Origin of the sequence: Nonomuraea sp. NPDC048826 (genome assembly GCF_043198225.1) — a bacterium.
Lineage (GTDB): Bacteria > Actinomycetota > Actinomycetes > Streptosporangiales > Streptosporangiaceae > Nonomuraea.
The window spans coordinates 773705-797957 of sequence record NZ_JBICUQ010000003.1 but is presented as its reverse complement, the minus strand read 5'-3'; the positions used below and the strand labels follow the sequence as shown (position 1 = coordinate 797957).

20 protein-coding genes are annotated in these 24253 nt (G+C 72.3%); 6 read left to right on the top strand and 14 right to left on the bottom strand.

Features of this window, described 5'->3' with window-relative positions; all coding sequences use genetic code 11:
* The first annotated feature begins 131 nt into the window (after window positions 1-131).
* Genes ACGFI7_RS14065 through ACGFI7_RS14055 form a run of 3 tightly spaced genes read left to right on the top strand, consistent with a single transcriptional unit; the run spans window position 132 to window position 3605 of the window.
* Window positions 132-1199 carry a glucose-1-phosphate thymidylyltransferase gene (locus tag ACGFI7_RS14065; RefSeq protein WP_393403647.1) on the top strand — a complete coding sequence of 356 codons (1068 nt, stop codon included), beginning with the start codon at window positions 132-134 and terminating at the stop codon, window positions 1197-1199.
* Window positions 1196-2131 (top strand): dTDP-glucose 4,6-dehydratase, encoded by a 936-nt coding sequence (gene rfbB / locus ACGFI7_RS14060; RefSeq protein ID WP_393403645.1) that lies wholly within the window; start codon window positions 1196-1198, stop codon window positions 2129-2131. The genes ACGFI7_RS14065 and rfbB overlap by 4 nt, the downstream gene beginning before the upstream one ends.
* 1 nt (window position 2132) lies before the next feature.
* On the top strand, window positions 2133-3605 hold the full coding sequence (locus tag ACGFI7_RS14055) for an FAD-binding oxidoreductase (protein ID WP_393403643.1): 1473 nt from the start codon (window positions 2133-2135) through the stop codon (window positions 3603-3605).
* 99 nt (window positions 3606-3704) lie between these two features.
* Here ACGFI7_RS14055 and ACGFI7_RS14050 read toward each other — a convergent pair whose 3' ends face one another.
* Entirely contained in the window at window positions 3705-4964 is a 1260-nt protein-coding gene (locus ACGFI7_RS14050; protein WP_393403641.1) for a methyltransferase domain-containing protein, read from the bottom strand.
* A 168-nt stretch (window positions 4965-5132) separates the two neighbouring features.
* Here ACGFI7_RS14050 and ACGFI7_RS14045 point away from each other — a divergent pair, with 168 nt between their 5' ends.
* The 3 genes from ACGFI7_RS14045 to ACGFI7_RS14035 are packed head-to-tail and all read left to right on the top strand — an operon-like array spanning window position 5133 to window position 7827.
* Window positions 5133-6305, top strand: a complete 1173-nt coding sequence (locus tag ACGFI7_RS14045; RefSeq protein WP_393403639.1) for an acyl-CoA dehydrogenase family protein — start codon at window positions 5133-5135, stop codon at window positions 6303-6305.
* Entirely contained in the window at window positions 6302-6907 is a 606-nt protein-coding gene (locus ACGFI7_RS14040) for a dTDP-4-dehydrorhamnose 3,5-epimerase family protein (RefSeq protein ID WP_393403637.1), read from the top strand. Before ACGFI7_RS14045 ends, ACGFI7_RS14040 begins: the two co-directional genes overlap by 4 nt.
* Window positions 6904-7827: an NAD-dependent epimerase/dehydratase family protein gene (locus tag ACGFI7_RS14035; RefSeq protein ID WP_393403634.1), complete on the top strand. Its 924-nt coding sequence runs from the start codon at window positions 6904-6906 to the stop codon at window positions 7825-7827. The genes ACGFI7_RS14040 and ACGFI7_RS14035 overlap by 4 nt, the downstream gene beginning before the upstream one ends.
* Before the next feature lie 23 nt (window positions 7828-7850).
* Here the strand turns inward: ACGFI7_RS14035 and ACGFI7_RS14030 are convergent, their stop codons facing one another.
* The 13 genes from ACGFI7_RS14030 to ACGFI7_RS13970 form a co-directional block, all read right to left on the bottom strand.
* A complete protein-coding gene (locus ACGFI7_RS14030) occupies window positions 7851-8960 on the bottom strand; it encodes a DegT/DnrJ/EryC1/StrS family aminotransferase (RefSeq protein WP_393403632.1) in 1110 nt (369 codons plus the stop codon).
* Between the two features lie 10 nt (window positions 8961-8970).
* A complete protein-coding gene (locus ACGFI7_RS14025; protein ID WP_393403630.1) occupies window positions 8971-9762 on the bottom strand; it encodes a BTAD domain-containing putative transcriptional regulator in 792 nt (263 codons plus the stop codon).
* A gap of 237 nt (window positions 9763-9999) precedes the next feature.
* A complete protein-coding gene (locus ACGFI7_RS14020) occupies window positions 10000-12234 on the bottom strand; it encodes a cellulose binding domain-containing protein (RefSeq protein ID WP_393403628.1) in 2235 nt (744 codons plus the stop codon).
* 176 nt (window positions 12235-12410) lie between these two features.
* Window positions 12411-13412 (bottom strand): LacI family DNA-binding transcriptional regulator, encoded by a 1002-nt coding sequence (locus ACGFI7_RS14015; protein ID WP_393403926.1) that lies wholly within the window; start codon window positions 13410-13412, stop codon window positions 12411-12413.
* Window positions 13413-13829: 417 nt separating this feature from the next.
* Window positions 13830-15437, bottom strand: a complete 1608-nt coding sequence (locus ACGFI7_RS14010) for a dipeptide ABC transporter ATP-binding protein (protein ID WP_393403625.1) — start codon at window positions 15435-15437, stop codon at window positions 13830-13832.
* Window positions 15434-16225, bottom strand: coding sequence for an ABC transporter permease (locus ACGFI7_RS14005; protein ID WP_393403623.1), 792 nt, complete (start codon window positions 16223-16225; stop codon window positions 15434-15436). The genes ACGFI7_RS14010 and ACGFI7_RS14005 overlap by 4 nt, the downstream gene beginning before the upstream one ends.
* A gap of 7 nt (window positions 16226-16232) precedes the next feature.
* Window positions 16233-17138: an ABC transporter permease gene (locus ACGFI7_RS14000; RefSeq protein WP_393403621.1), complete on the bottom strand. Its 906-nt coding sequence runs from the start codon at window positions 17136-17138 to the stop codon at window positions 16233-16235.
* Entirely contained in the window at window positions 17135-18730 is a 1596-nt protein-coding gene (locus ACGFI7_RS13995; protein WP_393403619.1) for an ABC transporter substrate-binding protein, read from the bottom strand. The genes ACGFI7_RS14000 and ACGFI7_RS13995 overlap by 4 nt, the downstream gene beginning before the upstream one ends.
* Window positions 18727-19833: an LLM class flavin-dependent oxidoreductase gene (locus ACGFI7_RS13990; protein ID WP_393403616.1), complete on the bottom strand. Its 1107-nt coding sequence runs from the start codon at window positions 19831-19833 to the stop codon at window positions 18727-18729. Before ACGFI7_RS13990 ends, ACGFI7_RS13995 begins: the two co-directional genes overlap by 4 nt.
* Window positions 19830-20864: an LLM class flavin-dependent oxidoreductase gene (locus ACGFI7_RS13985; RefSeq protein WP_393403613.1), complete on the bottom strand. Its 1035-nt coding sequence runs from the start codon at window positions 20862-20864 to the stop codon at window positions 19830-19832. Before ACGFI7_RS13985 ends, ACGFI7_RS13990 begins: the two co-directional genes overlap by 4 nt.
* Window positions 20861-22027 carry an LLM class flavin-dependent oxidoreductase gene (locus ACGFI7_RS13980; protein ID WP_393403611.1) on the bottom strand — a complete coding sequence of 389 codons (1167 nt, stop codon included), beginning with the start codon at window positions 22025-22027 and terminating at the stop codon, window positions 20861-20863. Before ACGFI7_RS13980 ends, ACGFI7_RS13985 begins: the two co-directional genes overlap by 4 nt.
* Window positions 22024-23343 carry an NtaA/DmoA family FMN-dependent monooxygenase gene (locus tag ACGFI7_RS13975; RefSeq protein WP_393403609.1) on the bottom strand — a complete coding sequence of 440 codons (1320 nt, stop codon included), beginning with the start codon at window positions 23341-23343 and terminating at the stop codon, window positions 22024-22026. Before ACGFI7_RS13975 ends, ACGFI7_RS13980 begins: the two co-directional genes overlap by 4 nt.
* A complete protein-coding gene (locus ACGFI7_RS13970; protein ID WP_393403607.1) occupies window positions 23340-24248 on the bottom strand; it encodes a glutathione S-transferase C-terminal domain-containing protein in 909 nt (302 codons plus the stop codon). Before ACGFI7_RS13970 ends, ACGFI7_RS13975 begins: the two co-directional genes overlap by 4 nt.
* Between the last annotated feature and the right edge of the window lie 5 nt (window positions 24249-24253).

The window sequence follows — 24253 nt, the reverse complement described above, 5'->3', positions numbered from 1 at the left end:
ATCGTGGCACGCATTGCGGTCAGAATCCGGCCGCGATCCAGCCGGGAATACGCGTCAATATGATTCCTTCACGTGTGGAGATGAATGTGCCCCATTACGCCGGGCCGCCCGCGATTTTTATCATTCTTCAGGTGAAGGGACTCATGCTCGCCGGAGGTTCGGGCACCAGATTGCGCCCCATCACACACACCTCCGCCAAACAACTCGTGCCGGTCGCCAACAAACCCGTGCTGTTCTACGGCCTGGAGGCGCTCGCCGCCGCCGGGATCCGCGAACTCGGCATGATCGTGGGCGACACCCAAGCCGAGATCGAGGACGCCGTCGGCGACGGCTCCCGGTTCGGCCTCGAGGTGACCTATCTGCGGCAGCGCGAACCGCTCGGGCTCGCCCACGCGGTGCTGATCGCCCGCGACTACCTCGGGGACGACGACTTCGTCATGTATCTCGGCGACAACTTCATCGTCGGCGGCATCGACGACATCGTCGCCCGGTTCGCCAGGGACCGGCCGTCCGCTCAGATCATGCTCACCAGGGTCAACGACCCGCGCCAGTTCGGCGTCGCCCAGCTCGACGAGACCGGCCGGGTGGTCGGCCTGGAGGAAAAGCCGCAGCGGCCCAAGAGCGACCTGGCGCTCGTCGGCGTCTTCCTGTTCACCCCGGAGATCCACGAGGCGGTCGCCGACCTGAAGCCGTCGGCCCGCGGCGAGCTGGAGATCAGCGACGCCATCCAGTGGCTGATCGAGGAAGGCCGCCGGGTGGAGTCGCTCACCATCTCCGGCTACTGGAAGGACACCGGCAACGTCACCGACATGCTGGAGGTCAACCGCCTGGTGCTGGAGTCGCTGGAGAGCCGGGTGGACGGCCGGGTCGACGGGGACAGCGAGCTGATCGGCCGGGTCGTGGTCGAGCAGGGGGCGGTCGTCGAGCGCTCCCGCGTCGTCGGCCCCGCCATCATCGGCACCGGCTCCCGGGTCTCGGGCAGCTACGTCGGGCCGTTCACCTCGATCTCGCCCGACTGCGCGGTGGTGGCCAGCGAGATCGAGTACTCGATCATGCTGCCCCGGGCCTCCATCACCGGGGTCTCCCGGGTGGAGGCGTCGCTGATCGGCCACGAGGTCCAGGTCACGCCCGCGCCCGACACGCCCCGCGCGCACCGGCTGGTGCTGGGCGACCACAGCCAGGTCCAGCTGAGCTCATGAGACGGATCCTGGTCACCGGCGGCGCCGGCTTCATCGGCTCGCACTTCGCCCGGTCCCTGCCCGACGCCGAGATCACCGTGCTCGACAAGCTCACCTACGCGGGCGACCGGGCCAACCTGGAGGGCGTGCCGCACACGTTCGTGCACGGTGACCTCTGCGACGCCGGACTGCTGAAGGAGGTGGTCCCCGGGCACGACCTGGTGGTCAACTTCGCCGCCGAGTCGCACGTGGACCGCTCGATCGAGGGCGCGGCCGTGTTCGTCCGCACCAACGTGCTGGGCACCCAGACGCTGCTCGACGCCTGCCTGGAGGCCGCGGTGGCGAAGGTCGTGCAGGTCTCCACCGACGAGGTGTACGGCACGATCGACGAGGGCTCGTGGACCGAGGACGCCCCGCTGCTCCCCCGCTCGCCGTACGCGGCCTCGAAGGCGGGCGGCGACCTGCTCGCCCGCGCCTACGCGATCACCCACGGGCTGGACGTGTCCATCACCCGCTGCGGCAACAACTACGGGCCGTGCCAGTACCCGGAGAAGATGATCCCGCTGTTCGTCTCCCGCCTGCTGGACGGGCGCAAGGTCCCGCTGTACGGGGACGGCCGCAACGTGCGCGACTGGATCCACGTCAGCGATCACTGCACGGCGATCCGCCTGGTCGCCGAGCAGGGCCTGCCCGGCGAGGTCTACCACGTCGCCGGCACGGCCGAGCTGACCAACCTGGAACTGACCGAACGCCTGCTCGCGGAGTGCGGCGCCGGCTGGGAGATGGTCGAGCACGTCGAGGACCGCAAGGGCCACGACCGGCGCTACTCCCTGGACGACGCCAAGCTGCGCGCACTCGGCTACCGGCCGAGGGTCGGGTTCGCGTCCGGGCTGGCCGAGACCGTCCGCTGGTACGCCGACCATCCCGAACGGCGGGCCCGCCACGAGGAGTGACATGAGCCACCTGATCGTCGACAAGGCCGACCCCCGTTACCCGGATCTGGCCGGTCGGGGCATCAACGCCCGGTTCCCCGCGAGCCCCGCGAAGATCGTCCTGCCCGGTGAGACCGGGCAGGTGGTCCAGGCCGTGACGGAGGCGGTGGGGGCGGGCGAACGGCTCGCCGTGCGCAGCGGCGGGCACTGCTTCGAGTCGCTCGTCGACCACCCCGGGACGCAGACCGTGCTGGATCTGTCGGAGATGAAGGCCGTCGGCCTCGACCCGGAGACCGGGGCGTTCGCGGTGGAGCCGGGCGCGACCCTAGGCGCGATGTACCGGACGCTGTTCCTGCGCTGGGGCGTCACCGTGCCCGCCGGCCGGTGCCCGGAGATCGGCGTGGGCGGGCACGTGCCGGGCGGCGGGGGCGGCGCGCTCTCGCGCCGCCACGGGCTGTCGGTCGACCACTTGTACGGCGTCGAGATGGTCGTGGTGGACGACTCCGGGCGGGCGCGCGCCGTACGGGCGACCAGGGAGCCGGACGACCTCCACCGCGACCTCTGGTGGGCCTGCACCGGCGGCGGCGCGGGGGCCTTCGGCGTCGTCACCCGGTTCCTGTTCGGCTCGCCGGGGAAAGAGCGGGCGCTGCCCGCGCCGCCCGCCGCCGTGACCAAGAGGACCCTGCGCTGGCAGTGGGCCGACCTGGACGAGGACGACTTCGTCGCGCTCGTGCGCGCCTTCTCCCACTGGCACGAGCGCAACAGCGAGCCCGGCGGACCGGGCGCCCTGCTCGACAACAGTCTGACCCTGCCCCGCGCCGGCGGCGGGCCGATCACCCTGGAGACCGCGACCGAGGACGGCGGCGTCGGGCCGGCCGTCGCCGACGCCTTCGTCGCCGAGGTCTGCCGCGCCGTGCGGGCGACTCCCGAGACCGAGGTCTCGACCAGCCCGTTCCTGGCCGCCACGCTGGTTCCCGACGAGTACGCCGGGGTGAAGGGGCGCTTCAAGTCGAAGGCGGCCTTCCTCCGCTCGTCGTGGCCGGAGGAGAGGATCGCCGGGCTCTACCGCCGGCTCACCGACGAGTCGGGCTACCGCAACCCCGCGGCCGCCTTCTACCTGCTCTCCCACGGCGGGGCGATCAACGCCGCAGGACCGGCGGACACGGCCATGGCCCACCGGGACGCGGTGCTCAAGGCGTACGGATCGGTGTTCTGGTGGGACGGCCGTGAGGACGACGCGCACCTGGCGTGGATCCGCGAGACCTACCACGACCTGTTCGCCGACGCGGGCGGCGTGCCCGACCCGGCGCGCGGCCACGGCGGGGCGTTCGTCAACTACGCCGACGCCGACTTCACCGATCCCGGGCTCAACACGAGCGGGGTCCCCTGGCACCGGCTGTACTTCCGCGACAACTACCCCAGGCTGCAGCAGGTGAAGGCCCACTTCGACCCGCTCGACGCCTTCCGGCACGCCCTGTCGGTCCGGCTGCCTTGACGGGCACGTAAAAGCTTGACGCGCACGGAAAGGGAGACGTCACCCGGGTGACGTCTCCCTTTCCGTGCGCCTGAACCTTTCCCGTGCGCCTGAACCCCGCTACAGGACGCGCACCTCGGGGACGTAGACGATCCACTTGCCGCCCTGGGCGGCGAACTCCGCCTCCCGGGCGAGGATCTCGTCGGTGTGGTTCCACGCGAACAGCACCGCGTAGTCCGGGTACGGCCGGGAGAACTCGCTCGCCGCCTTGATCGGGATGCCCGAGCCGGGCATCAGCCGCCCGATCTTGGCCGGGGTCGTGTCGTAGACGCACGGCAGCAGCTCCGGGCCGAGGCCCGCGTAGTTCGTGACCGTCGCGCTCTTGGCGGTCGCGCCGTACCCGGCGACGGTGTGCCCCTTGCGGCGCAGATCCGCCAGCAGCGCGACGAGGTCGGCGCAGATGCGGTCGATGCCGTTGCCGAGCTTCTCCAGCGTCCCCAGCTCCGCGAGCCCCCGATCGGTCTCCTCGGCGATCAGCGCGGGGACCGCGGGGTTCACCTCCCGCTCGCCCCGGCGGGCGAGGGTGTAGCGCACCTCACCGCCGTGCACGGGCAGCCGCTTGACGTCGACCAGCTCGAAGCCGAACCGGCGGGCCACGCCGCGCACCGACCGGGCGGTGAACAGGTAGAAGTGCTCGTCGTAGATCTGGTCGAAGGTGTTGCGCTCGGCGATGTCACCCAGGTACGGGTCCTCGAAGACGAACACCCCGCCCGGGCGGAGCAGCGCGTCCACTCCCCGGAAGATCGAGTCCAGGTACGGGATGTGACAGATGGTGTTGGCCGCGTAGATCACGTCGGCGGGGCCGTCCTCGGCGGCGATCAGCCGGGCCGTCGACTCCTCGAAGAAGTCGGTGCGGACCCGGACCCCGTCCTTCCTGGCCACCTCGGCGACCCCGCCCGACGGCTCCACGCCCAGGTGGCGCACGCCGGCGTCCTTGATCACGCCGAGCATGACGCCGTCGTTGGAGCCGATCTCCACGCAGAACGGGTCGGGGCCGGTCAGCTCGGTGGCCAGCAGGTCGCGGGCGGTCTGCGCGAAGTGCTCCCGCATGTGCCGCGAACCGGAGGAGTGGTAGGGGTAGTCGTGGTGGAACATGCGTTCCCTGGGCACCTCTTCGAGCAGCTGCACCAGAGTGCACGCGGTGCACAGTCCCACGGCCAGCCGGAAGTGGAAGGCCTGGCCGGCCTCCTGCTCGGTGAGGAAGGCGTCGGACAGCGGCTGCGTACCGAAGTCGAAGAATTTCCGCACTTCACCTGCACAGACACGACATTTGCTTACTTCGGATTTGCTCACATCGCGATTGCTCACATCGGGCTCCATGGTGGACTCCGCGGAAACGGCGCCAGGGCGCCTGGGCTGCCTTCCAGCACAGCGGGTGGCGCTGGAGTGTGGTTGGAGCGCCGGTGGACCACACGCGCGGGAGCGCTTCTCCAGCGCCGTCGCCCAGGCTGATGCCGACGGCCTACCCGACGAGCCTACGGAGCGACCATGGCAGAACTGCGAGCGCCCGTGACCCCTGAGGGACGGCGGCTCCTCGAACTCCTCCGCCCCCACCTCCCGGCGCTGGCGGCGGAGGCGGAGGCGCACGACCGCGCGGCGGAGCTGCCCGCGCACCTGTTCGCCCGGCTGGGCAAGGACGGGGTGCTCGGCGCCACCGTGCCGGCCGAGCACGGCGGGCTGGGCGTCGCCTCGATGCACGACGTCGCCGTCGCGCTCGGCGAGGTGGCCCAGGCCGACGCCGGGGTGGCGCTGGCCCTGCACATGCAGTTCAGCCGGGGCCTGACGCTGGCCTACGAGTGGAAGCACGGCCCGCCCGCCTCCCGCGAGCTGGCCGCCGGCCTGCTGCGCCAGATGGCCACCGGTGAGGCCGTGGTCTGCGGCGCGGTCAAGGACATGGGCCGGACCACCGTGCTGACCAAATCCGGCGACGGCGGCTACATGCTGAGCGGGCGCAAGACCCTGGTCAGCATGGCGCCGATCGCCACCCACTTCGTGGTCTCGGCGCAGGTGCACGAGAACGGCGGGCCGGCGCGGATGGCCGCCCCGGTGGTGCCCCGCGACAGCGCCGGGCTGACCGTGGGCGACGACTGGGACGGGATGGGCATGCGCTCGTCCGGCACCGTCGAGATCGCCTTCGACGACGTCCCGGTGCCCGCCGAGCACGTGCTGCCGCGCGGGCCCGTCGGCGAGCAGGACGACGCCGCGCTGGCGGGCCAGACGGTCAGCTCGATCACGATGCTCGGCATCTACACCGCGCTGGCCGCGTCCGCGCGGGAGCTGGCCGTGGCGCACGTGCGCAAACGCGGCCGGGCGGCGCCCGCCGTGCTGACCAAGCTCGCGGAGATCGACACCCGGCTGTACGCGGTGCGGTGCGCGGTGGCCGCGGCGCTGGAGAACGCCGACCGGCTGGCCGAGGACCTCAGCGGCGACCCGGCCGAGCGCGGGCGGGCCATGATGACCCCGTTCCAGTACGCCAAGATGCTGGTCAACCGGCATGCGGTGGACATCGTGGACGACTGCCTGAGCGTGGTGGGCGGGATCGCCTACACCGGCTCCCATCCGCTGTCCCGGATCTACCGCAACGTCAGGGCGGGCGGGTTCATGCATCCCTACAACTACGCCGACGGGGTCGACTACCTCAGCGGCCAGGCGCTCCGGTGAAGGCCCGCGAGCTGGCCGTCGAAGGCGCCTACGAGTTCGTGCCCCAGGTCTTCCCCGACGAGCGCGGCCTGTTCGTCTCGCCGTTCCAGCACGCCGCGTTCGAGGCGGCGGTAGGCCACGACCTGTTCCCGATCCGGCAGACCAACCACAGCAGGTCCCGCCGGGGCGTGGTGCGCGGGATCCACTACACGGTCACCCCGCCGGGCACGGCCAAGTACGTCTACTGCCCGCAGGGCCGCGCGCTCGACGTCGTCGTCGACATCCGGGTGGGCTCGCCGACCTACGGCAAGTGGGAGTCGGCGCTGCTCGACCCGGACGAGTTCCGGTGCACGTACCTGCCCGTCGGGGTGGGGCACGCGTTCATCGCGCTGGAGGACGACACGGTGATGGCCTACATGCTCTCCGAGGAGTACACCCCGGCCAACGAGCTGGCGCTGTCGCCGCTGGACCCGGACCTGGGCCTGCCGATCCCCGACGCGTGGGAGCGGCCGATGCTGTCCGAGCGCGACCTCGCGGCCCCGACGCTGGAGGAGGCGCGGCGGGCGGGGCTGCTGCCCGGCTACCAGGCCTCCCGGGGCGTGGAGCGGAGGCTGTGGTCATGAGTTCCCCGCGCGTCGTGGTGCTGGGCGGCACCGGCAGCGTCGGCAGGCAGGTGTGCGCGGCCTTCGCCGGGCACGGCTGGGACGTGCTCGCCGTGGCCAGGTCCGCCGCCCCGCACCTGGCCGGCGTCCCGTTCACCGCCCTGGACATCACCGCGGCCGAGCCGGAGCGCCTGGCCGCGCTGTTCACCGAGCCGAGAGCCGACGCCGTGGTCAACGCGGCGGGCGGGTGGGGCGACACGACCGAGGAGATGACGTACTCGCACATCAGGCTGGTCGACCGGCTCCTGGAGGCGCTCGCCCTGGCGCCGCACCGGCCGCGCCTGGTGCACGTCGGCTCGGTGCACGAGTACGGTCCCGTCCCGTACGGCACGCTGCTGCGCGAGAACACGGTGCCCCAGCCCGTCACGCCGTACGCCACGACCAAGCTGGCGACGTCGCTGGCCGTGCTGGCGGGGGCCGGGCGCGGCCTGGACGCGGTGGTGCTGCGGGCGGCCAACATGTCGGGGCCGCACCCGCCGCAGGAGAGCTTCCTCGCCGCCCTGATGCTGCGCGTCGAGCGGGCGCTGGCGGCGGGCGAGGTGCTGGAGCTGAGCGTGGCCGACGCCCGGCGCGACTTCATCGACGTACGCGACGTCGCGGAGGCGATCGTACGGGCGGCCACGGCGTCCTTCGACGAGCGGGTCGTCAACCTCGGCAGGGGTGAGGCGGTGCCGATCGGCGCGCTGGTCGACTGGCTGATCGAGGCCTCCGGCTTCCCCCGCGACCGGGTCAAGCTGCTCGACCGGGAGGTCCGCAGCAAGGGCGGCGACTGGACCCGGCTCGACATCGGCCTGGCGCGCCGCGCGCTGTCGTGGGAGCCGCGCATCGGCCTGCGCGAGTCGGTGCACGCGATGTGGACCGCGTCGGCGGGGGCGGCCTGACTTCGGCCGCCCCCGCCGGGCCGTCAGGCCTTCAGCGCGGCCCGCAGCTCCGTGATCACCTTGTCCTGGGTGTCCACCGGCAGCGACGGGTACATCGGCAGCGAGAAGATCTCGTCGGCCAGCTTCTCCGTCACCGGCAGCCGCCCCTCCTCGTAGCCCAGATGGGCGAACCCGGTCATCGTGTGCACCGGCCAGGGGTAGCTGACGTTGAGGCGGATGTCGTGGGCCTCCAGCGTCTTGATGATCCGCTCGCGCTCGGGATGCCTGGCCACGTACACGTAGTAGACGTGGTCGTTGCCGTCGGCCAGCGAGGGCAGCACCAGCCCGGGGACGTCGCCGAGGCCCTCCTCGTAGCGGCGGGCGACCGCGCGGCGGCCCTCGATGTAGGCGTCGAGGCGGCGCAGCTTCCTGCGCAGGATCTCCGCCTGCACCTCGTCGAGCCGGCTGTTGTGGCCGGGGGTGTCGACCACGTAGTAGCGGCTCTCCATGCCGTAGTAGCGCAGCCGGCGCAGCGCGGCCTCGACGTCAGGGTCGGAGGTGATCGTGGCGCCGCCGTCGCCGTAGGCGCCGAGCACCTTGGTCGGGTAGAAGGAGAAGGCCGCGGCGTGGCCCATGGTGCCGGCCAACCGGCCGTGGTGCCGGGCGCCGTGGGCCTGCGCGCAGTCCTCCAGCACCCGCAGCCCGTGCTGCTCGGCCAGATCCAGCACCGGCGCCATGTCGACGCACTGGCCGTACAGGTGGACCGGCAGCAGGCAGCGGGTCCGCGGCGTGATCGCCGCCTTGATCTGGGCGGTGTCCATCAGGTAGTCGTCCGCCCTGACGTCGACGAAGACCGGCGTCGCGCCGACCGCGTCGATCGCCACCACCGTGGGCGCCGCCGTGTTCGACACGGTGATCACCTCGTCGCCGGGCCCGATGCCGAGCGCCTGGAGTCCGAGGACGATCGCGTTGGTGCCGTTGTCGACGCCCACGCAGTGCGGGACTCCGTGGTAGGCGGCGAATTCCGCCTCGAACGACGACACGCTTTTCCCGAGCACCAGCTGGCCGGATTCGAAGACCTTCTCCACCGCGTCCAGGATGTCGGCGCGTTCTTCCTGATATTCGGTCAGGTAATTCCATACATAGGTCGGCACGACCTCCTCCTCAAACGAAGACCCGGCCCGCGTCCAGTTTCGGATCGGAACGCAGGAGCGCCTGCTGAAGGTGCTGGAGACGGGCCGACGGCTCGACGCCGAGTTCGTTCACGAGCGTCGTGCGCAGCTTGATGAAGTTCTCCAGCGCCTGGCTCTTCCGGCCCGCCCGGTGCAGGGCGATCATGAACTGCGCCCAGAAGTTCTCGTGCATCGGGTAGCGGGCGGTCAGCGCCGACAGCTCGGCCAGCAGGCCCACGTGCCTGCCCAGCCGCAGGTCGGTCTCGATGCGCGCCTCCAGCACGCCGAGCTTGCTCTCCTCCAGGCGGGCCACCTCGACGCCGATGCGCAGGCCGGCGTGCACGTCGGCGAGCGCCTCCCCGCGCCAGATGTCCAGCGCCTGGCTGAACAGGTCGGACGCCGGTTCCCACCGGCCCGCCTCGAAGGCCTGCTTGCCCGCGGCCACCAGGCGTTCGTACCGGTTGACGTCCACGTCGTCCGGGTCGATGTCCAGCAGGTATCCCCCGTAGGAGGTGGTCAGGACGTCCTTGGCCGAGTCGGTGCAGTTGGCGCCCAGCGCGGCGGCGATGCCCCGGCGCACCTGCAGGATGTAGGTCTGCAGGGTCGACAGTGCGCTGGCCGGCGGATGCATCCCCCACAGCTCTTCGATGAACGCCGGCACCGTGACCATGGTGCCTGCCTGCAATGCCAGCAGGGAGAATACCTGCCGGGGTTTGCGCGGAATGGGAGTGATCGACATTCCGTTCTCATGGGCGACCAGCGGACCCAGTACCTTGATCTCCATCGAGTTGGCGTCCCCTCAACATGCGTGTCGGAGCTGACCTTTTCCACCATGTCAAGGACGCCGGGGGCCGGTAAGTGCGGTCGGCACGCGTTGTCGTGAATTACCCGCATGCGAATGGTGCAGAATTCACGATTACTCAGGAGAAAAGCGATTCGGCCCTGATGACGGCCGTTCTCTCTCACGAGAATAGGCCCCCGGCCGCCCTTCCGGGCCGGGGGCCTGTTCATCAAGTGCCGGTCAGCGCACGTGGACGTCCGGCCGGGGCGGCGTGCTCATGCCGTCGCCGATGAAGAAGCTCGGGTGCGGCGGCTGGTTGTAGGCGGTGTTCTGCCAGGCCAGGGCCACCCGGTACTGGGTGTCGTGGAGCAGGGTGTGGATCTTGGTGGTGGTGGCGTGCGGGGTGCTGTAGATGCGCAGGGCCCGGTTGTCGGTGGTGGGCCAGATGACCTCCTCGCGCCAGTCGCCCAGGATGTCGCCCGACAGCGACGGGGTGGCCTTGGTGCCGTTGTTGCTGTGCACGCCGGAGGCGGTCAGCAGGCGGGTCTCGCCGCCGGTGCCGTACTTGTCGATCCGGGTCTGGTCCAGCAGCTCGCGCACCGGGTCGCCGTCCCACCAGGACAGGAAGTTGGCCGAGGACGGCTGGCGGCCGACCACCGCGCCGGAGGTGTTGCGCAGCCCGTTCTGCCCGGCGCCCGCGGCCCAGGACTCGGCGCCGGGGCTGCCCGCGTAGACGTCGCCGGCCACGCCGCGTCCCGGGCCCTCGCCGTCGGAGCCCGAACCGGTGCCGGTCTGCCACAGCACCTGGCCGGTACGGGCGTCGACCATGTACAGGCCCGGCCGGCTCGCCGACTCGGAGATCTTCACGTACTCCTGGCCCGCCCGGGCCGGGTTGAGGTCGCCCAGGTGGGCGGCGTCCCCGTGGCCCCAGCCGACGTTCCACAGCCGGCCGCCGTTGTCGTCGACGGTCGCGGCGCCGTACACGATCTCGTCGCGGCCGTCGGCGTCCACGTCGCCGATGGTCAGCGAGTGGTTGCCCTGTCCCGCGTACGAGCCGTTGCCCGAGGCGTTGGTGTCGAACGTCCAGCGCTTGACGAGCCGGCCGTCGCGGAAGTCCCAGGCGGCGATCACGCTGCGGGTGTAGTAGCCGCGCGCCATGATCAGGCTCGGCCGGCGGCCGTCCAGGTAGGCGGTGCCGGCCAGGAACCGGTCGACGCGGTTGCCGTAGTTGTCGCCCCAGGAGGAGACGGTGCCGCGCGGCGGGTCGTAGTTCACCGTGGACATCGCGGCGCCGGTCTGGCCGTTGAACATGGTGAGGAACTCGGGCCCGGACAGGATGTAGCCGCTGGAATTGCGATGGTCGGCGCCGGCGTCGCCGATGACGGTGCCGCGCCCGTCGACGGTGCCGTCGGCGGTCTTCACCGCGACCTCGGCCCTGCCGTCGCCGTCGTAGTCGTAGACCTGGAACTGCGTGTAGTGCGCCCCGGCGCGGATGTTGCGGCCCAGGTTGATCCGCCACAGCCGGGTGCCGTCGAGCCTGAGGCCGTCGAGGTAGACCGGGTCGGTCACGCCGGACTGGGAGTTGTCCTTGGAGTTGTTCGCCTCCCACTTGAGCACCAGGTCCAGCCGGCCGTCGCCGTCCAGGTCGCCGACGCTGGCGTCGTTGGCGTGGTGGCCGGAACTCGGCGGGGTGATGGGCACGTCCAGATAGCCGTTGGCGAACCGCAGGGAGGTTCCGGAGGCCGGTCCCTCGGTTCCGCCGCTGACCGGGCGGACCGTGTAGGAGGCGTCGGCGGCGGCGCCGGAGTCGAGGTAGTTGGTGGAGTTGGTGACGGTCGCCACCCGCGTGCCGCCCCGGTAGACGTTGAAGGAGGTCTCGCGCGCCTCGGTGCCGAGCAGCCGCCAGGAGACCAGGTTGCCGCTGCCTGAACGGACGCTGATCAGGCCGCGGTCGAGGTCCTCGGCCTGCCTCGTCCCCTCGGGCGGCGGGGTCACCGTGGGGGTCACCGTGGGGGTCACCGTGGGGGTCACGGTCGGCGTGACGGTCGGGCCGGGGTCGCCGGTGCAGGTGACGCCGTTGAGCGCGAAGGAGGCGGGGGCCGGGTTGCTTGAGCCGTTCCAGGAGCCGTTGAAGCCGAAACTCGCGCTGCCGCCCGTCGGGATCGCGGCGTTGTGGCCCGCGTCCTCGGCCCTGACGGCCTGGCCGTTCTGCGTGGTGGTGGCGTTCCACGCCTGGGTGATCCGCTGCCCTGCGGTGAACGACCAGTCGAGGTGCCAGCCGTTGATCGCCTCACCCACGTTCCGGATGGTCACGTTGCCGGTGAAGCCGTCGGGCCACTCGGCGGCGACGGCGTAGTCGACCTCGCACGCCACCGCCGCGGCGGACGCCTGCAGGCCGGTGGTGCCCGCGACCGCCAGGCACACCGTGCTGCCGAACGCGGTGAGGAGTAACGCTGGACGGGGTAAACGTTTCATTGAGCGTCCAATCAGGAGGCGGGATTCCGTGGACGGCGGCGCGCCCTCACGGTAGGAACCCCCTGATCAGGGTGTCAATCGACGCACCCGGCCCACGACGGCGCCGGGTTGTTACCTTTCAGGTCAGAGCGGGGAGGGCCGGGCGCCGGGGTATGAAACTTTCGGAACCGGGCCGTTCACCGGCAGGGCGGCGCCGTCGACTCGCGGACGACCAGCCGGGGCCGGTAGACGAGTCGTTGATGACGGTGACCGGGCCGGGCCTCGTCCAGGAGCAGCTCCGCCGCGACCCGGCCGAGCTCGCGCTTCGGCTGCCACACGGTGGTGAGCGCCGGGGCGAGCTGGGCGGCGAACGCCACGTCGTCGTACCCCACCACGGACATCTCCCCCGGCACCGCGATCCCCCGCTCCCGCAGCCCGCCGATCACGCCGAGCGCCGCCGCGTCGTTGAGGCAGAGGATCGCGGTGGGCGGGTCGGCCGCGCTCAGCACGTCCTCCAGAGCCGCCGCGGCGGTCAGCGTGATGTCGGGCGACGGCACCCGGACGTCCAGCACCCCGCGGCCGGGGTCGAGGCCGGCCTTGCGGAACGCCGTGCGCACCCCGGCGTGGCGCTCGGTGGTCTGCTGCACGTCGATCGAGGCGCTGAGCAGGGCGATCCGCCGGTGCCCGAGGCCGATCAGGTGCGCCGCGACCTGCTCGCCGCCCCACTGGTTGTCGATGGACACCGAGCAGAGCCGCCCGTCGGCGGCCCGGTGGTCCAGCAGCACCACCGGGACGCCGCGCCCGGCCAGGGTGACCAGGGGTTCCAGGTCGGCCTCGACCGGGGTGATGAGCACGCCGCGCACGCCCTGCTTCTCCAGCTCCTGCAGATAGTGCTGCTCCCGTCCGGGCTGCAGGTCGGTGCTGCAGGTCATGAGCATGCAGCCGTCCTGGAGCAGTCGGTCCTCCACGCCCCGGCACACCTCGGTGAAGAACGGGCCGGCGATGTCGAGGGTCACCGCGCCGACCAGCGGGCTGGGCACGCCCCGTAATCGCCGGGCGGCGTCGTTGGGCAGGTAGCCCACCCGCTCCATCGCCTCGTGGACGCGCCGCCGGGTCTCCTCGGCGACCAGTTCGGGATTGTTGAGCACGTTGCTCACGGTCGTCGGTGAGACTCCCGCCTCTTTCGCGACGTGCCGCATCCCAGGGCGGCGTGGCGCGGACGCGTCCCCATGCACGGCAGCACCTTATCCGGCGGGGTCAAGGCTCGCTGGTGACGATCTCTTACCCGCCTCCCGGTACGGATGAGACCTTGGGCAACCGCGACACCCCGCCCACCGACCTCACACAGCACCCGCCGTACCGGCGCGGTGTGGTGACGGGGTGGGTAGTGGCACGGAGGCGACCAGGGTGCCGAACCGCCCGCCCACCGACCTCACACAGCACCCGCCGTACCGGCGCGGTGTGGTGAGGGGGTGGGGAGCGGCACGGAGGCGACCAGGGTGCCGAACCGCCCGCCCACCGACCTCACACAGCACCCGCCGTACCAGCGCGGTGTGGTGACGGGGTGGGGAGCGGCACGGAGGCGACCAGGGTGCCGAACCGCCCACCCACCGACCTCACACAGCACCCGCCGTACCAGCGCGGTGTGGTGACGGGGTGGGGAGCGGCACGGAGGCGACCAGGGTGCGGGTGTAGGGGTGGCGGGGCCGGGCGAACACGGTCGCGACGTCGCCTTCCTCGACGACCCGGCCGTCCTTCATGACCAGCACGCGGTCGGCCACGTGATGGACCACGCCCAGGTCGTGGGAGATGAACACCATCGCGGTGCCGTACTCGGCCTGGATGTCGGCGAGCAGGTCGAGCACCTGGGCCTGGATGGAGACGTCGAGCGCGGAGACCGGCTCGTCGCAGACCAGCACGTCGGGGCGGGGGCCGAGGGCGCGGGCGATGGCGACGCGCTGGCGCTGGCCGCCGGACAGCTCGCGGGGGTGGCGGGCGGCCGTCTCCGGGGGCAGGCCGACGCGGGCCAGCAGGTCGAGGACGCGGGCGCGGCGTTCGGCCCTGGGCAGGCGGAGCGGCTCGGCGATGAGGCGGAAGACGGTGTGGCGGGGGTCGAAGGAGTCGAGCGGGTTCTGGGAGATGAGCTGGATGCGCGGACGCAGCGGGCGGCGTTCGCGTTCGCGCCGGCCGCTCCACGGCGTGCGGTGCAGGGTGACCTGGCCGGCGTCGGGTTCGAGCAGGCCGAGGGCCAGCCGGGCGAGCGTGGTCTTGCCCGATCCCGATTCGCCCACGATGCCGAGCGTCTCGCCGCCGTGCAGGGTGAAGGAGACGTCGTCGACGACGCGGCGGGGTCCGTACGAGCGGGCGAGCCCGGTCCCGGCGAGGACCTGGGCGGACAGGTCGGGGTCGGGCCGGCGGTGCGGGGCGCCGGTGGTGAGCCGGGTGCCGCGGGAGGCGGCGGACGGCACGGCGGCCAGCAGTTCGCGGGTGTAGTCGTGGGCGGGCGCGGCCAGCACCTCGCGGGCGGTCCCCTCCTCCACGACGCGGCCGTCCTTCATGACCAGGATGCGGTCGGCGATGGAGGCGACCACGGCCAGGTCGTGGCTGATCAGCAGCAGCGCGGTCCCGGCGGCCCGGCGTTCGGCGAGCAGCCGCAGGATCTGGGCCTGGATGGTGACGTCGAGCGCGGTGGTCGGCTCGTCGGCGATGATGAGCCGGGGGTCGGCGGCGATGGCGGAGGCGATCAGGGCCCGCTGCCGCAGCCCGCCGGAGAGCTGGTGCGGATACTGCCGGGCGCGGAGCGCGGGCTCGGGCACGCCCACCGCGTCCAGCAGCTCCAGCGCCCGCTGCGCGCGGCGGCCCCGGGGCACGACGTCGTGCACGGTCAGCACCTCGGCGATCTCGGCGCCGATCGTGCGCAGCGGGTCGAGCGAGACCAGCGCGTCCTGCAGGACGAGGCCGGCGAACCCGCCGCGCAGCCGCCGCCAGTCGGCGGGGGTGAAGGCGAGCGCGTCCCGGCCGGCCACCCGGAACGCGGCCGCGCGCACCGACGATCCGGGCCCGGTCAGGCCGAGCAGGGTGCGGGCGGTGACGCTCTTGCCCGAGCCGGACTCGCCGACGACGGCGACGCACTCCCCTGGCGCCACCGACAGGGAGACGCCGCGGACGACCTCCGTCCCGCCGAAGCTCACGCGCAGGTCCTCCACGGACACCAGCGGGGTCACGGTGTTCTCCCCTCGAAGCGGCGTTGCAGGCGACGCCCGACGACGGTCAGGCAGACGACGGTGAGCGTGATCGCCAGGCCAGGGAAGAGCGCCTCCCACCAGGCGACCCGCAGGTAGTTGCGGGCCTCGGACAGCATCGCGCCCCATTCGGCGGCGGGCGGCTGCGGCCCCATGCCGAGGAAGCTCAGCCCCGAGCTGGCGATCACGGCCTGCCCGAGCCCGATCGTGGCCAGGACGGGGATCGGGCCGAGCACGTTCGGCAGCACGTGCCCGGTGTTGATCGCCAGGCGGGAGCGGCCGAACGTGACGGCCTGCTCGACGTAGCCCGAGCGGCGCACCACGAAGGTCTGGGCCCGGGTCACGCGGGCGTAGGTGGAGATCTGCGCGATGGCGATCGCGAAGATCACGTTGGTGGTCCCGGGGCCGGTGACCGCCACGACGAGCAGGGCGAGCAGCAGCTCCGGCAGCGTGGACAGCACGTCGAAGGCCCTGGCCAGCGCCTCGTCCAGCCACTTCGGCGACAGCCCGGCGGCCAGGCCGAGCAGCACGCCGGCGGTCACGGCGAGGGCGGTGGCGGCCACGCCGATGCTGATCGAGTGGCGGGCGCCGTACACCACCCTGGCCAGCACGTCCCGGCCGAGGTGGTCGCTGCCGAACCAGTGGGCGGCGCCGGGCGCCGCGAGCGCGTCCATCGGGTCGGCCGCCAGCGGGTCGGCGGCGGTCAGCAGGCCGGGCACGGCGACGGCGAGCGCGAGCACGGCGAGGAGGGCGACGGGAACGAGCCGCATGACCGGATCAGCTCCGGATCCGCGGGTCGATGACGCGGTAGGCGAGGTCGAGCAGCGTGCTGATGGTGACGTACACGACGGCCGACAGCAGCACCACGGCCATCACGACGGGCATGTCCTGGCCGGTCACGGCCTGCATGGCCACCTGGCCGAGTCCGGGCCTGCCGAACAGCACCTCGGTGATCACCGCACCGCCCAGCAGCGTCCCGGTCAGCCACCCGGCGAGCGTCACGGCGGGCAGCAGGGCGTGCCGCAGCGCGTGCCGGGCCACCAGGGCGCGCTCGGTGAGCCCGCGCGCCCTGGCCGTCACCGCGAACGGCTGTTCCAGCGCCCGCTCCAGCCCGCCGCGCAGCACCTGGCCGAGCACGCCCGCGATGGGCAGGCCGAGCGCCAGCGCGGGCAGCACCAGGGCGAGCGGCCCCTCCGCGCCGGAGACGGGGAACCAGCCGAGCGTGAACGAGAACACCGACAGCAGGACGATCCCGATGAGGAACGGCGGCACCGACACCGACACCAGCTCGGCGGCCGAGGCGGCGGCGCGCGGCCCGCGCCCCCGGCCCGCCGTGCCGATCGCGATGACGCCCGCGAGCACCACGCCGGTGACCGCCGCGGCGAGCGTGAGCTGCACGGTCGGCCCGATCTGCCCGGCCAGGATCTCGCCGACGCCGCGCTGGAGCTGGTACGAGCGGCCGAGGTCGCCGTGCAGCAGCCGCCAGAGGTACGACAGGTACTGCACGATCTCGGGCCGGTCGAGCCCCCACTCGGCGATGATCCCGGCCCGGATCTCCGGGGTGTCGGCGCCGTCGCCGATCAGGATGTCGACGGTGTCGCCCGGAGCCGCCAGCAGGGCGACGTAGGAGGCGGTGGCGGCGGCCCAGAGGACCGCCAGCCCCGCGCCGAGCCTCCTGATCATGTCCCTGTCCGCACGTCGTACGCGCTCGCCGGGGTGCCGGAGGCCGGGTCGAAGCCGAGCCCCTGGACGCTCTTGTGGGCGGCGATCTGGTCGGCCGGCACGTACAGCGGGAACACGATGGCCTCGTCCGCCACGACCGCCCGCTGCGCCTTGGCGTAGAGCTCCTTCCGTTCGGCCTGGTCGGCGGTGGCGGAGGCGGCGGCCAGCCACTTGTCCACCTCGGGGTCGGCGAACCGGGTGCGGTTGATGGCCCCGTCCGACGGCAGGATGAGGTTGAGCGCGGCGCCCGCGTCGGAGTCGCCGCGGGAGTTGCCGAACACCTCGTAGGCGTCGTCGTCCACGGCCTGCTGCGCGCTGCCCTGGTCCACGATCTTGACCTGGAAGTCGATGCCGGCGTTCTGCTTGACCTGGGCCTGGATGGCCTGGCCGAGGATGTCGCGCCGGTCGCGGATGAACGGGGCCGCGGCGACCTCGCGCACGGTGAGCCGCTCGCCGTCCTTGACCCGGTAGCCCTCGGCGTCGCGTTCCTTCCACCCGGCCGCGTCGAGCAGGGCGTTGGCCTTGGCGACGTCGCCGCCGTAGGACTTCTCCAGGCTCGCGTCGTAGAAGGGGCTCTTGCTGCCGACGACGCTCCACGCCCTGGTGGCGGTGCCCTGGTAGACCGACTTCAGCACCGCGTCCACGTCCACGGCCTCGCGGAACGCCTCCCGTACGCGCCGGTCGTCGAAGGGGGCGTGGGAGGTGTTGAAATAGTACGAGAAGGCGGTGCCGGAGTTGAGCGACGTCTGCAGGGTGAGCTCCGGATCCTGCTCGATCAGGGCGACCTCGGTGGCCGGGACGCCCTCGATGACCTGCACCTGCCCGGAGGTGAGCGCGCCGACGCGGACGGCGGCCTCGGGCAGGAACCGGTAGGTGATCTCCGACAGGTGGGCGGGGCCCTGGTGGGCGGCTCCGGCCGGGGGCCAGGCGTAACCGGGGTTGCGGCGGTAGTGGATCTCCTGGCCCTGGACGTACCGGTCGAGGATGAACGGCCCGGTGCCGACCAGGTCGGGCCCGCCGAACTTGAGGTCCTCGGCGTTCTTCAGCGACTTCGGCGAGACCTGCCCGGCCAGGGGCGAGGCCAGGAAGTCGAGGAACAGCCCGTCCGGCTCCTTGAGGGTGATCTTCACCTGGTGCGGCGACACGACCTCGGCCTTGTCGTAGGCCTTGAGCTGGATCGCGGCCACGGCCGGGTTGTAGCCGGGCACCTTGAACTGGTCGAGGTTGGCCTTGACGGCGGCGGCGTCGAACGCGGTGCCGTCGTGGAAGGTGACGTCGTCGCGCAGGTCGAGGGTGTAGGTCAGCCCGTCGTCCGAGACCGTCCAGGCCTTGGCGAGCCACGGCCCGAACGAGCCGTCCTCGGCTTTCGACAGCAGCGCGTCGAACTGGTTGAAGACCAGCAGCCTGGCCTTGTTCTGGGCCCACAGCTGGGGGTTGAGGGTGACCGGCTGGGTCTCGACGGCCCAGGTCAGGGTGGAGGCCTGGGCGGTCTCGGCGGGCTGCGCGCCGCACGCGGCGAGAGCCAGCAGCAGGACGGGGACGATGCGCTTCACTGGCGGTTCCATGCCTCGGCGAGCAGCTCGTAGGAGCGCACGCGGTCTTCGTGGTCGTGGGTGATGGTGGTGACGAGCAGTTCGTCGGCGCCGGTCACCCGGCGCAGCACGCGCAGCCCTTCGGCCACCTCGCCGGGCGAGCCGACGAACTGGGTGCTGAGCCGGTCCTCGACCAGCGCGCGATCGGCGTCGGTCCAGACGTGGGCGTCGGCCTCCGCCGCGGTCGGGTACGGGATCGCGCCGGCGCCCGTGCGGATGCTCCTGACCCAGAGGCCGTAGCCCTTGGCCAGCTCGTGGGCGCGCGCCGAGTTCTCGGCGACGACCGCGTCGGCCGAGACGACCACGTACGGTTCGGCGAGCGCGTCCGACGGCTTGAACGCCTCCCGGTAGGCCTCGACGGCCTCCAGCACGCTGGACGGGCTGACGTGGTAGTTCGCGGCGAACGGCAGCCCGCGTTCCCCGGCGACCTGGGCGCTCTGCCCGCCGCTGCTGCCGAGGATCCACACCTCCAGGTCGGCGCCCTCGCCGGGCACGGCGCGGACCTGGTGGGTGCCGCCGAGTAAGGCCAGGACGTCGTCGATCTGCTCGGCGAAGTCGGGGGTCCGGGCGCCCGGTTGCTGCAGGAGCGCGGCCTGCCGGGCGAGGTGCGGCTGCCTGGCGAGCGCCGACCAGTCGAAGGGCGGCGGGATCAGCAACCCGTCCACCACCCGGGCCGCCCGCTGCTCGGGCGCGGGGGCCGGGGCGGCGGCGCCCTGGGTGATCTCGGCGCGGCGCTGCCCGGAACGCCCGATCCCCAGGTCGATCCGGCCCGGGTGGAGCGCGTCGATGAGCCCGAACTGCTCGACCGCCGACAGCGGCGTCTGGTGCCCGAGCTGCACGGCGCCCGACCCGACCCGGATGGTGGAGGTGGCCGCCGCGACCAGCGCGATCAGCACGGCCGGGGCCGAGCCGGCGACGCCGGGCGCGAAGTGGTGCTCGGCCAGCCAGTAGCGGCGGTAGCCGAACCCCTCCGCCCGGCGGGCGAGGTCGAGGGTGTTGCGCAGGGCCTCGCCGACCGTGCCTCCCGACACGACGGGGGCGAGGTCGAGGATGGACAGCGTCACGCGGCACCTCCGGGGAACGGCCTGCTGGGGATCTCCGCCCGGAGCACGGGCGCGATCTCGGCCTGGAACAGTTCGAGCGCGTCCCGGTGCTGCCGGGGCGTGAGCCCGTCGGCGTCGGCGTGCAGGTGCATGACCTCGTGGCCGAACCGCTTGTGGTAGCGCAGCACCTTGTCGACGATCTGCTGCGGGCTGCCGACCAGGATGGAGCTGCGCTCGATGGCGTCCTCCAGGGTGGGGAAGACCACCGGCAGGCCGAGCTTGCGCTGGAACTCCACCCGGGCGTCGAAGATCGGCCGGTACGTGGCGACGGCCTCCTGGGAGGTCCTGGCCGCGTAGTAGCCCGCGGTCCCGGCTCCCACCAGCGCGCCGGCCGGGTCGTGCCCGTGGTGCGCCAGGCGCTCCCGGTAGTGGTCGATCAGCTCGGCGTACGGGCCGATGGGGTGGGTGACGTTGGCGGAGAACAGCGGGTCGCCGTACTTGGCGGCCAGGTCCACCGACTCCTTGCTGGTGGCGCTGCCGTGCCAGACGCGGATCGGCCGCTGCAGCGGGCGCGGCCAGGTCTCGGCCTCGGTGAGCGACGGGCGGAACGCGCCCTCCCAGGTGACCTTGTCCTCGCGCCAGAGGCGGCGGAAGAGCTCGTACGACTCCCGGTTGCGCGCCCACTGGTCCTCGGGCGTGACGTGGAAGAGCTGGGCCTGCGCCGCGCCGTTGCCCTTGCCGATGATCAGTTCCAGTCTGCCCTCCGACAGGTGGTCGAGGGTCGCGTAGTCCTCGTACGCCCGGACCGGGTCGAGCAGGCTCAGCGTGGTCACCGCGGTGAACAGGCGGATCCTGGAGGTCTTGGCGGCGATGTGGCTGAGCACCACCGGCGGCGAGGAGGAGATGAACGGCCGCTCGTGCCGCTCCCCCACGCCGAACCCGTCGAAGCCGAGCTCCTCGGCCAGCACCGCGTTCTCGACGACCTCGCGGAAGCGTTCGGTGGGCGAGCGGTCGTCGTTGTGGACGATCAATGTGATCGCTAGAAATTTCATGACACCTCCGCGTAGCGGCTCGCCGGGCGCGGCAGGCCGAGCAGCCCCCGGAGCGTGGCGGCCTCGTAGGCGCTCCGGAACACGCCGTGCCCGCGCAGCTCGGCCGTCAGATCGCGGGTGATCCGCTCCAGGTCGTACGGCAGCGCGCCGGGCCGCAGCCGGAACCCCTGGATCCCGGCGCGGTGCCACTCCAGCAGCACGTCGGCCAGCTCGCCCGCGGTCCCGGTGAAGATGGCGGCGTCGGACGCGAGCTCGGCCCCGTCCAGCTCGTCGAGCCGCGCCTTGCGCCAGGCGGCGTCCTCGCCGAGGAAGACGACCAGGTCGGCGAAGATCTTGATGCTGTCCGACAGCTCCCGGACCTCCTCGACGACCGCGCGGGCCTGCTCGTCGGAGTGCGGGGTGACGTACACGACGTCGGCGCTGCCCGCGGCGAACTCGTACGGCAGCCGCGAGTGCGCGAGCGCGGTCACCACCGGCTGCCCCTGCGGCGGCCGCGGCGTGATCGACGGCCCCTTGACCGAGAAGAACCGCCCGGCGAAGTCGGCGTAGTGCAGCTTGTCCCGGTCGATGAACCTGCCGGTGGCCACGTCGCGGATCTCGGCGTCGTCCTCCCAGCTGTCCCAGAGCCGCCGGGCGACCTCGACCGCGTCGGCGGCCTCGGCGAACAGGTCGCGCACGTGCGGGTCGCCGGACAGGTCCGCGCCGCCGGGCCGGTTGAGCACCTGGTCGAGCGGCGGGAACTGCCTGCGGCCGAAGTGCCGCGCCTCCGATGACCGGGCGGAGATCTGCGCCCGCCAGCCGGCCCGTCCGCCGCTGACGTGGTCGAGCGTGGCGATGCCGATGGCCACGTGGAACGGCTCGGTGTGCGTGGTGGTAGCGGTCGGCACCAGCCCGATCCGGCTGGTGAGCGGCGCCAGCCGGGCCGCGAGCAGCACGGCGTCGAACCGTCCGCGCACCTGGCCGGTCCGGTCGTCGGGGCCGTCGGGCAGGGTGGACTGCAGGCCGAGTGCGTCCTCGATGGTGACGAAGTCGAGCAGTCCGCGCTCGGCCTCGGTCACGAGCGCCGCCCAGTGGCGGGCCGAGAAGACGTCCGAGTGCGTCTCGCGCCAGGCGGCGGGGTGCCAGCCCGCGCCGTCGAGCGCCACGGCCAGGTGTAGCGTCATGTGAGCTCCAGGTGATCGCGGAGGGTGGCGCCGGTGTAGTCGGTGCGGAAGACGCCGCGCTCCTGCAGCAGCGGCACCACGCGGTCGACGAAGTCGTCCAGCCCGCCGGGCGTCAGGTGCGGCACGAGGATGAACCCGTCGGCCGCGTCGGCCTGCACGTGCTCGTCGATCTGCCGGGCCACGCCCTCGGGGGTGCCGACGAACGTCTGCCGCCCGGTCACCTCGATGACCAGCTCCCGGATCGACAGGCCCTTCTCCGCGGCCAGCGCCCGCCACTTGGCGGCGACGGCCGCGCGGTCCTTGATCGGCACCCGGCCCTGGGAGACCCCTTCCGACAGGTCCGGCTCGATCTCGGGCAGCGGGCCCTCGGGGTCGTACGACGACATGTCGCGGCCCCACACCTGCTCCAGGAACGCGATCGCGGTCTGCGGCCCGACCTGCTGACGGCGGATGGCGGCGGCGTTCTCGGCCGCCTCCTCGGCGGTGTCGCCCAGCGCGAACGTCGCCCCCGGCATGATCTTGAGTTGGTGCGGCTCGCGGCCGTACCTGGCCAGGCGGCGCTTGACGTCGGCGTAGAAGCGCTGGCCGTCCTCCAGCCTGCCGTGCGGGGTGAAGATCACATCGGCGTTCGCGGCGGCGAACTCGCGCCCTTCGTCGGAGTCCCCCGCCTGGATGATCACCGGGTGGCCCTGCGGGCCGCGCGGCAGCGTGAACCGGCCCTCGACGGTGAAGTGCGCGCCCCGGTGCTCGACCGCGCCGATGGCGCCGGGCCGGACGAACCTGCCGGTCTCCGGGTCGGCGGCGACCGCGTCCGGCTGCCAGGAGTCCCACAACTGCCGGGACAGCCGCACGAACTCGGCTGCTCGCTCGTACCGGTCGGCCTTGTCGAGAAAGCCGCCGCGGCGGAAGTTCTCGCCGGTGAAGGCGTCGGACGTGGTCACCACGTTCCACGCGGCCCGGCCGTCGCTCAGGTGGTCGAGCGTGGACAGCCGCCGGGCCAGCTCGTACGGCTCGTTGAAGGTGGCGTTCACGGTGCCGGCCAGGCCGAGCCGGTCGGTGACGGCGGCGAGCGCGCTGAGCAGGGTGAGCGACTCCGGCCGGCCGACCACGTCCAGGTCGTGGATGCGTCCCTTGAGCTCGCGCAGCCGCAGCCCCTCGGCCAGGAAGAAGAAGTCGAGCTTGCCGCGTTCGGCCGTCTTGGCCAGGTGGACGAACGAGGCGAAGTCGATCTGGCTGCCGGACCGGGGGTCGGCCCACACGGTGGTGTTGTTCACGCCGGGGAAGTGGGCCGCCAGGTGGACCCGCTTGCGGCTCATCGGTCCCGCCCGTGCGGCTCGTCCCAGGCCGCGGTCAGCCCTTCGGTCGTCTCGCGGAAGGCCGGGCGCTGGTAGAGGTCGCGGGCGTACGGCCAGAGATGCTCGAAGTCGGCCAGCTTCCTCTCGCTGATCAGGTGGCCGCGGTTGTGCTCGTCGAACCTGGCCAGCGTCACCCAGAGCCGCACGTCGGACTCGGTGATGGTGTCGCCGGTCAGGAACCGCCGCTCGGCCAGTTGCGCGTCCAGCCGTTCCAGGGCCGAGACGACCACGTGCCGCTCCCGCTCGCGGTCGTCCTCGGTGCCGGCGCGGCCCACGCGGGAGACGCCGGCGTTGACGTCGTGGTAGATCCAGGCGTTCAGCTTGTTGATCTCCGGGCGGAGCTCGGCCGGATAAAGGTCGGCCGAGCTGCCGGCCCACTGCTCGAACTGGGTGGCCAGGTCGATCGTGATGTCGGGGAAGTTGTTGCTGACGATCGCGCCGGTGTGCCGGTCCCAGAGCACGGGCACCGAGATGTGCCCGCCGTAGCCCTTCTCGGTGGCGTCGTACGCCTGCTCCAGCAGGGTGAAGCCGTTGACCGGGTCGGCGCCGCGACGCTCCCTGAAGGCCCAGCCGCGGCCGTCGCGCTCGTCGTCCACGTACGACAGCGAGATCACGTCCTCCAGGCCCTTGAGCTTGCGGACGATCGCGACGCGGTGCGCGTACGGGCAGACCCAGGCGGCGTAGAGGTGGTAGCGGCCGGGTTCGGCGCGGAAGCCGGTGGAGCCGTCGGCGCTGACGCGTCCCTGGAACGGGTAGAGCGGGCGGTTCCACTGGGGCGACAGGTGCAGACGTCCTGGCCCGTAGTGGCCGTACGCGACGTGGTCGACGGGGCTCGCGTAGGCCCTCGTCGTCGTGGGTGTGGACATGGGTT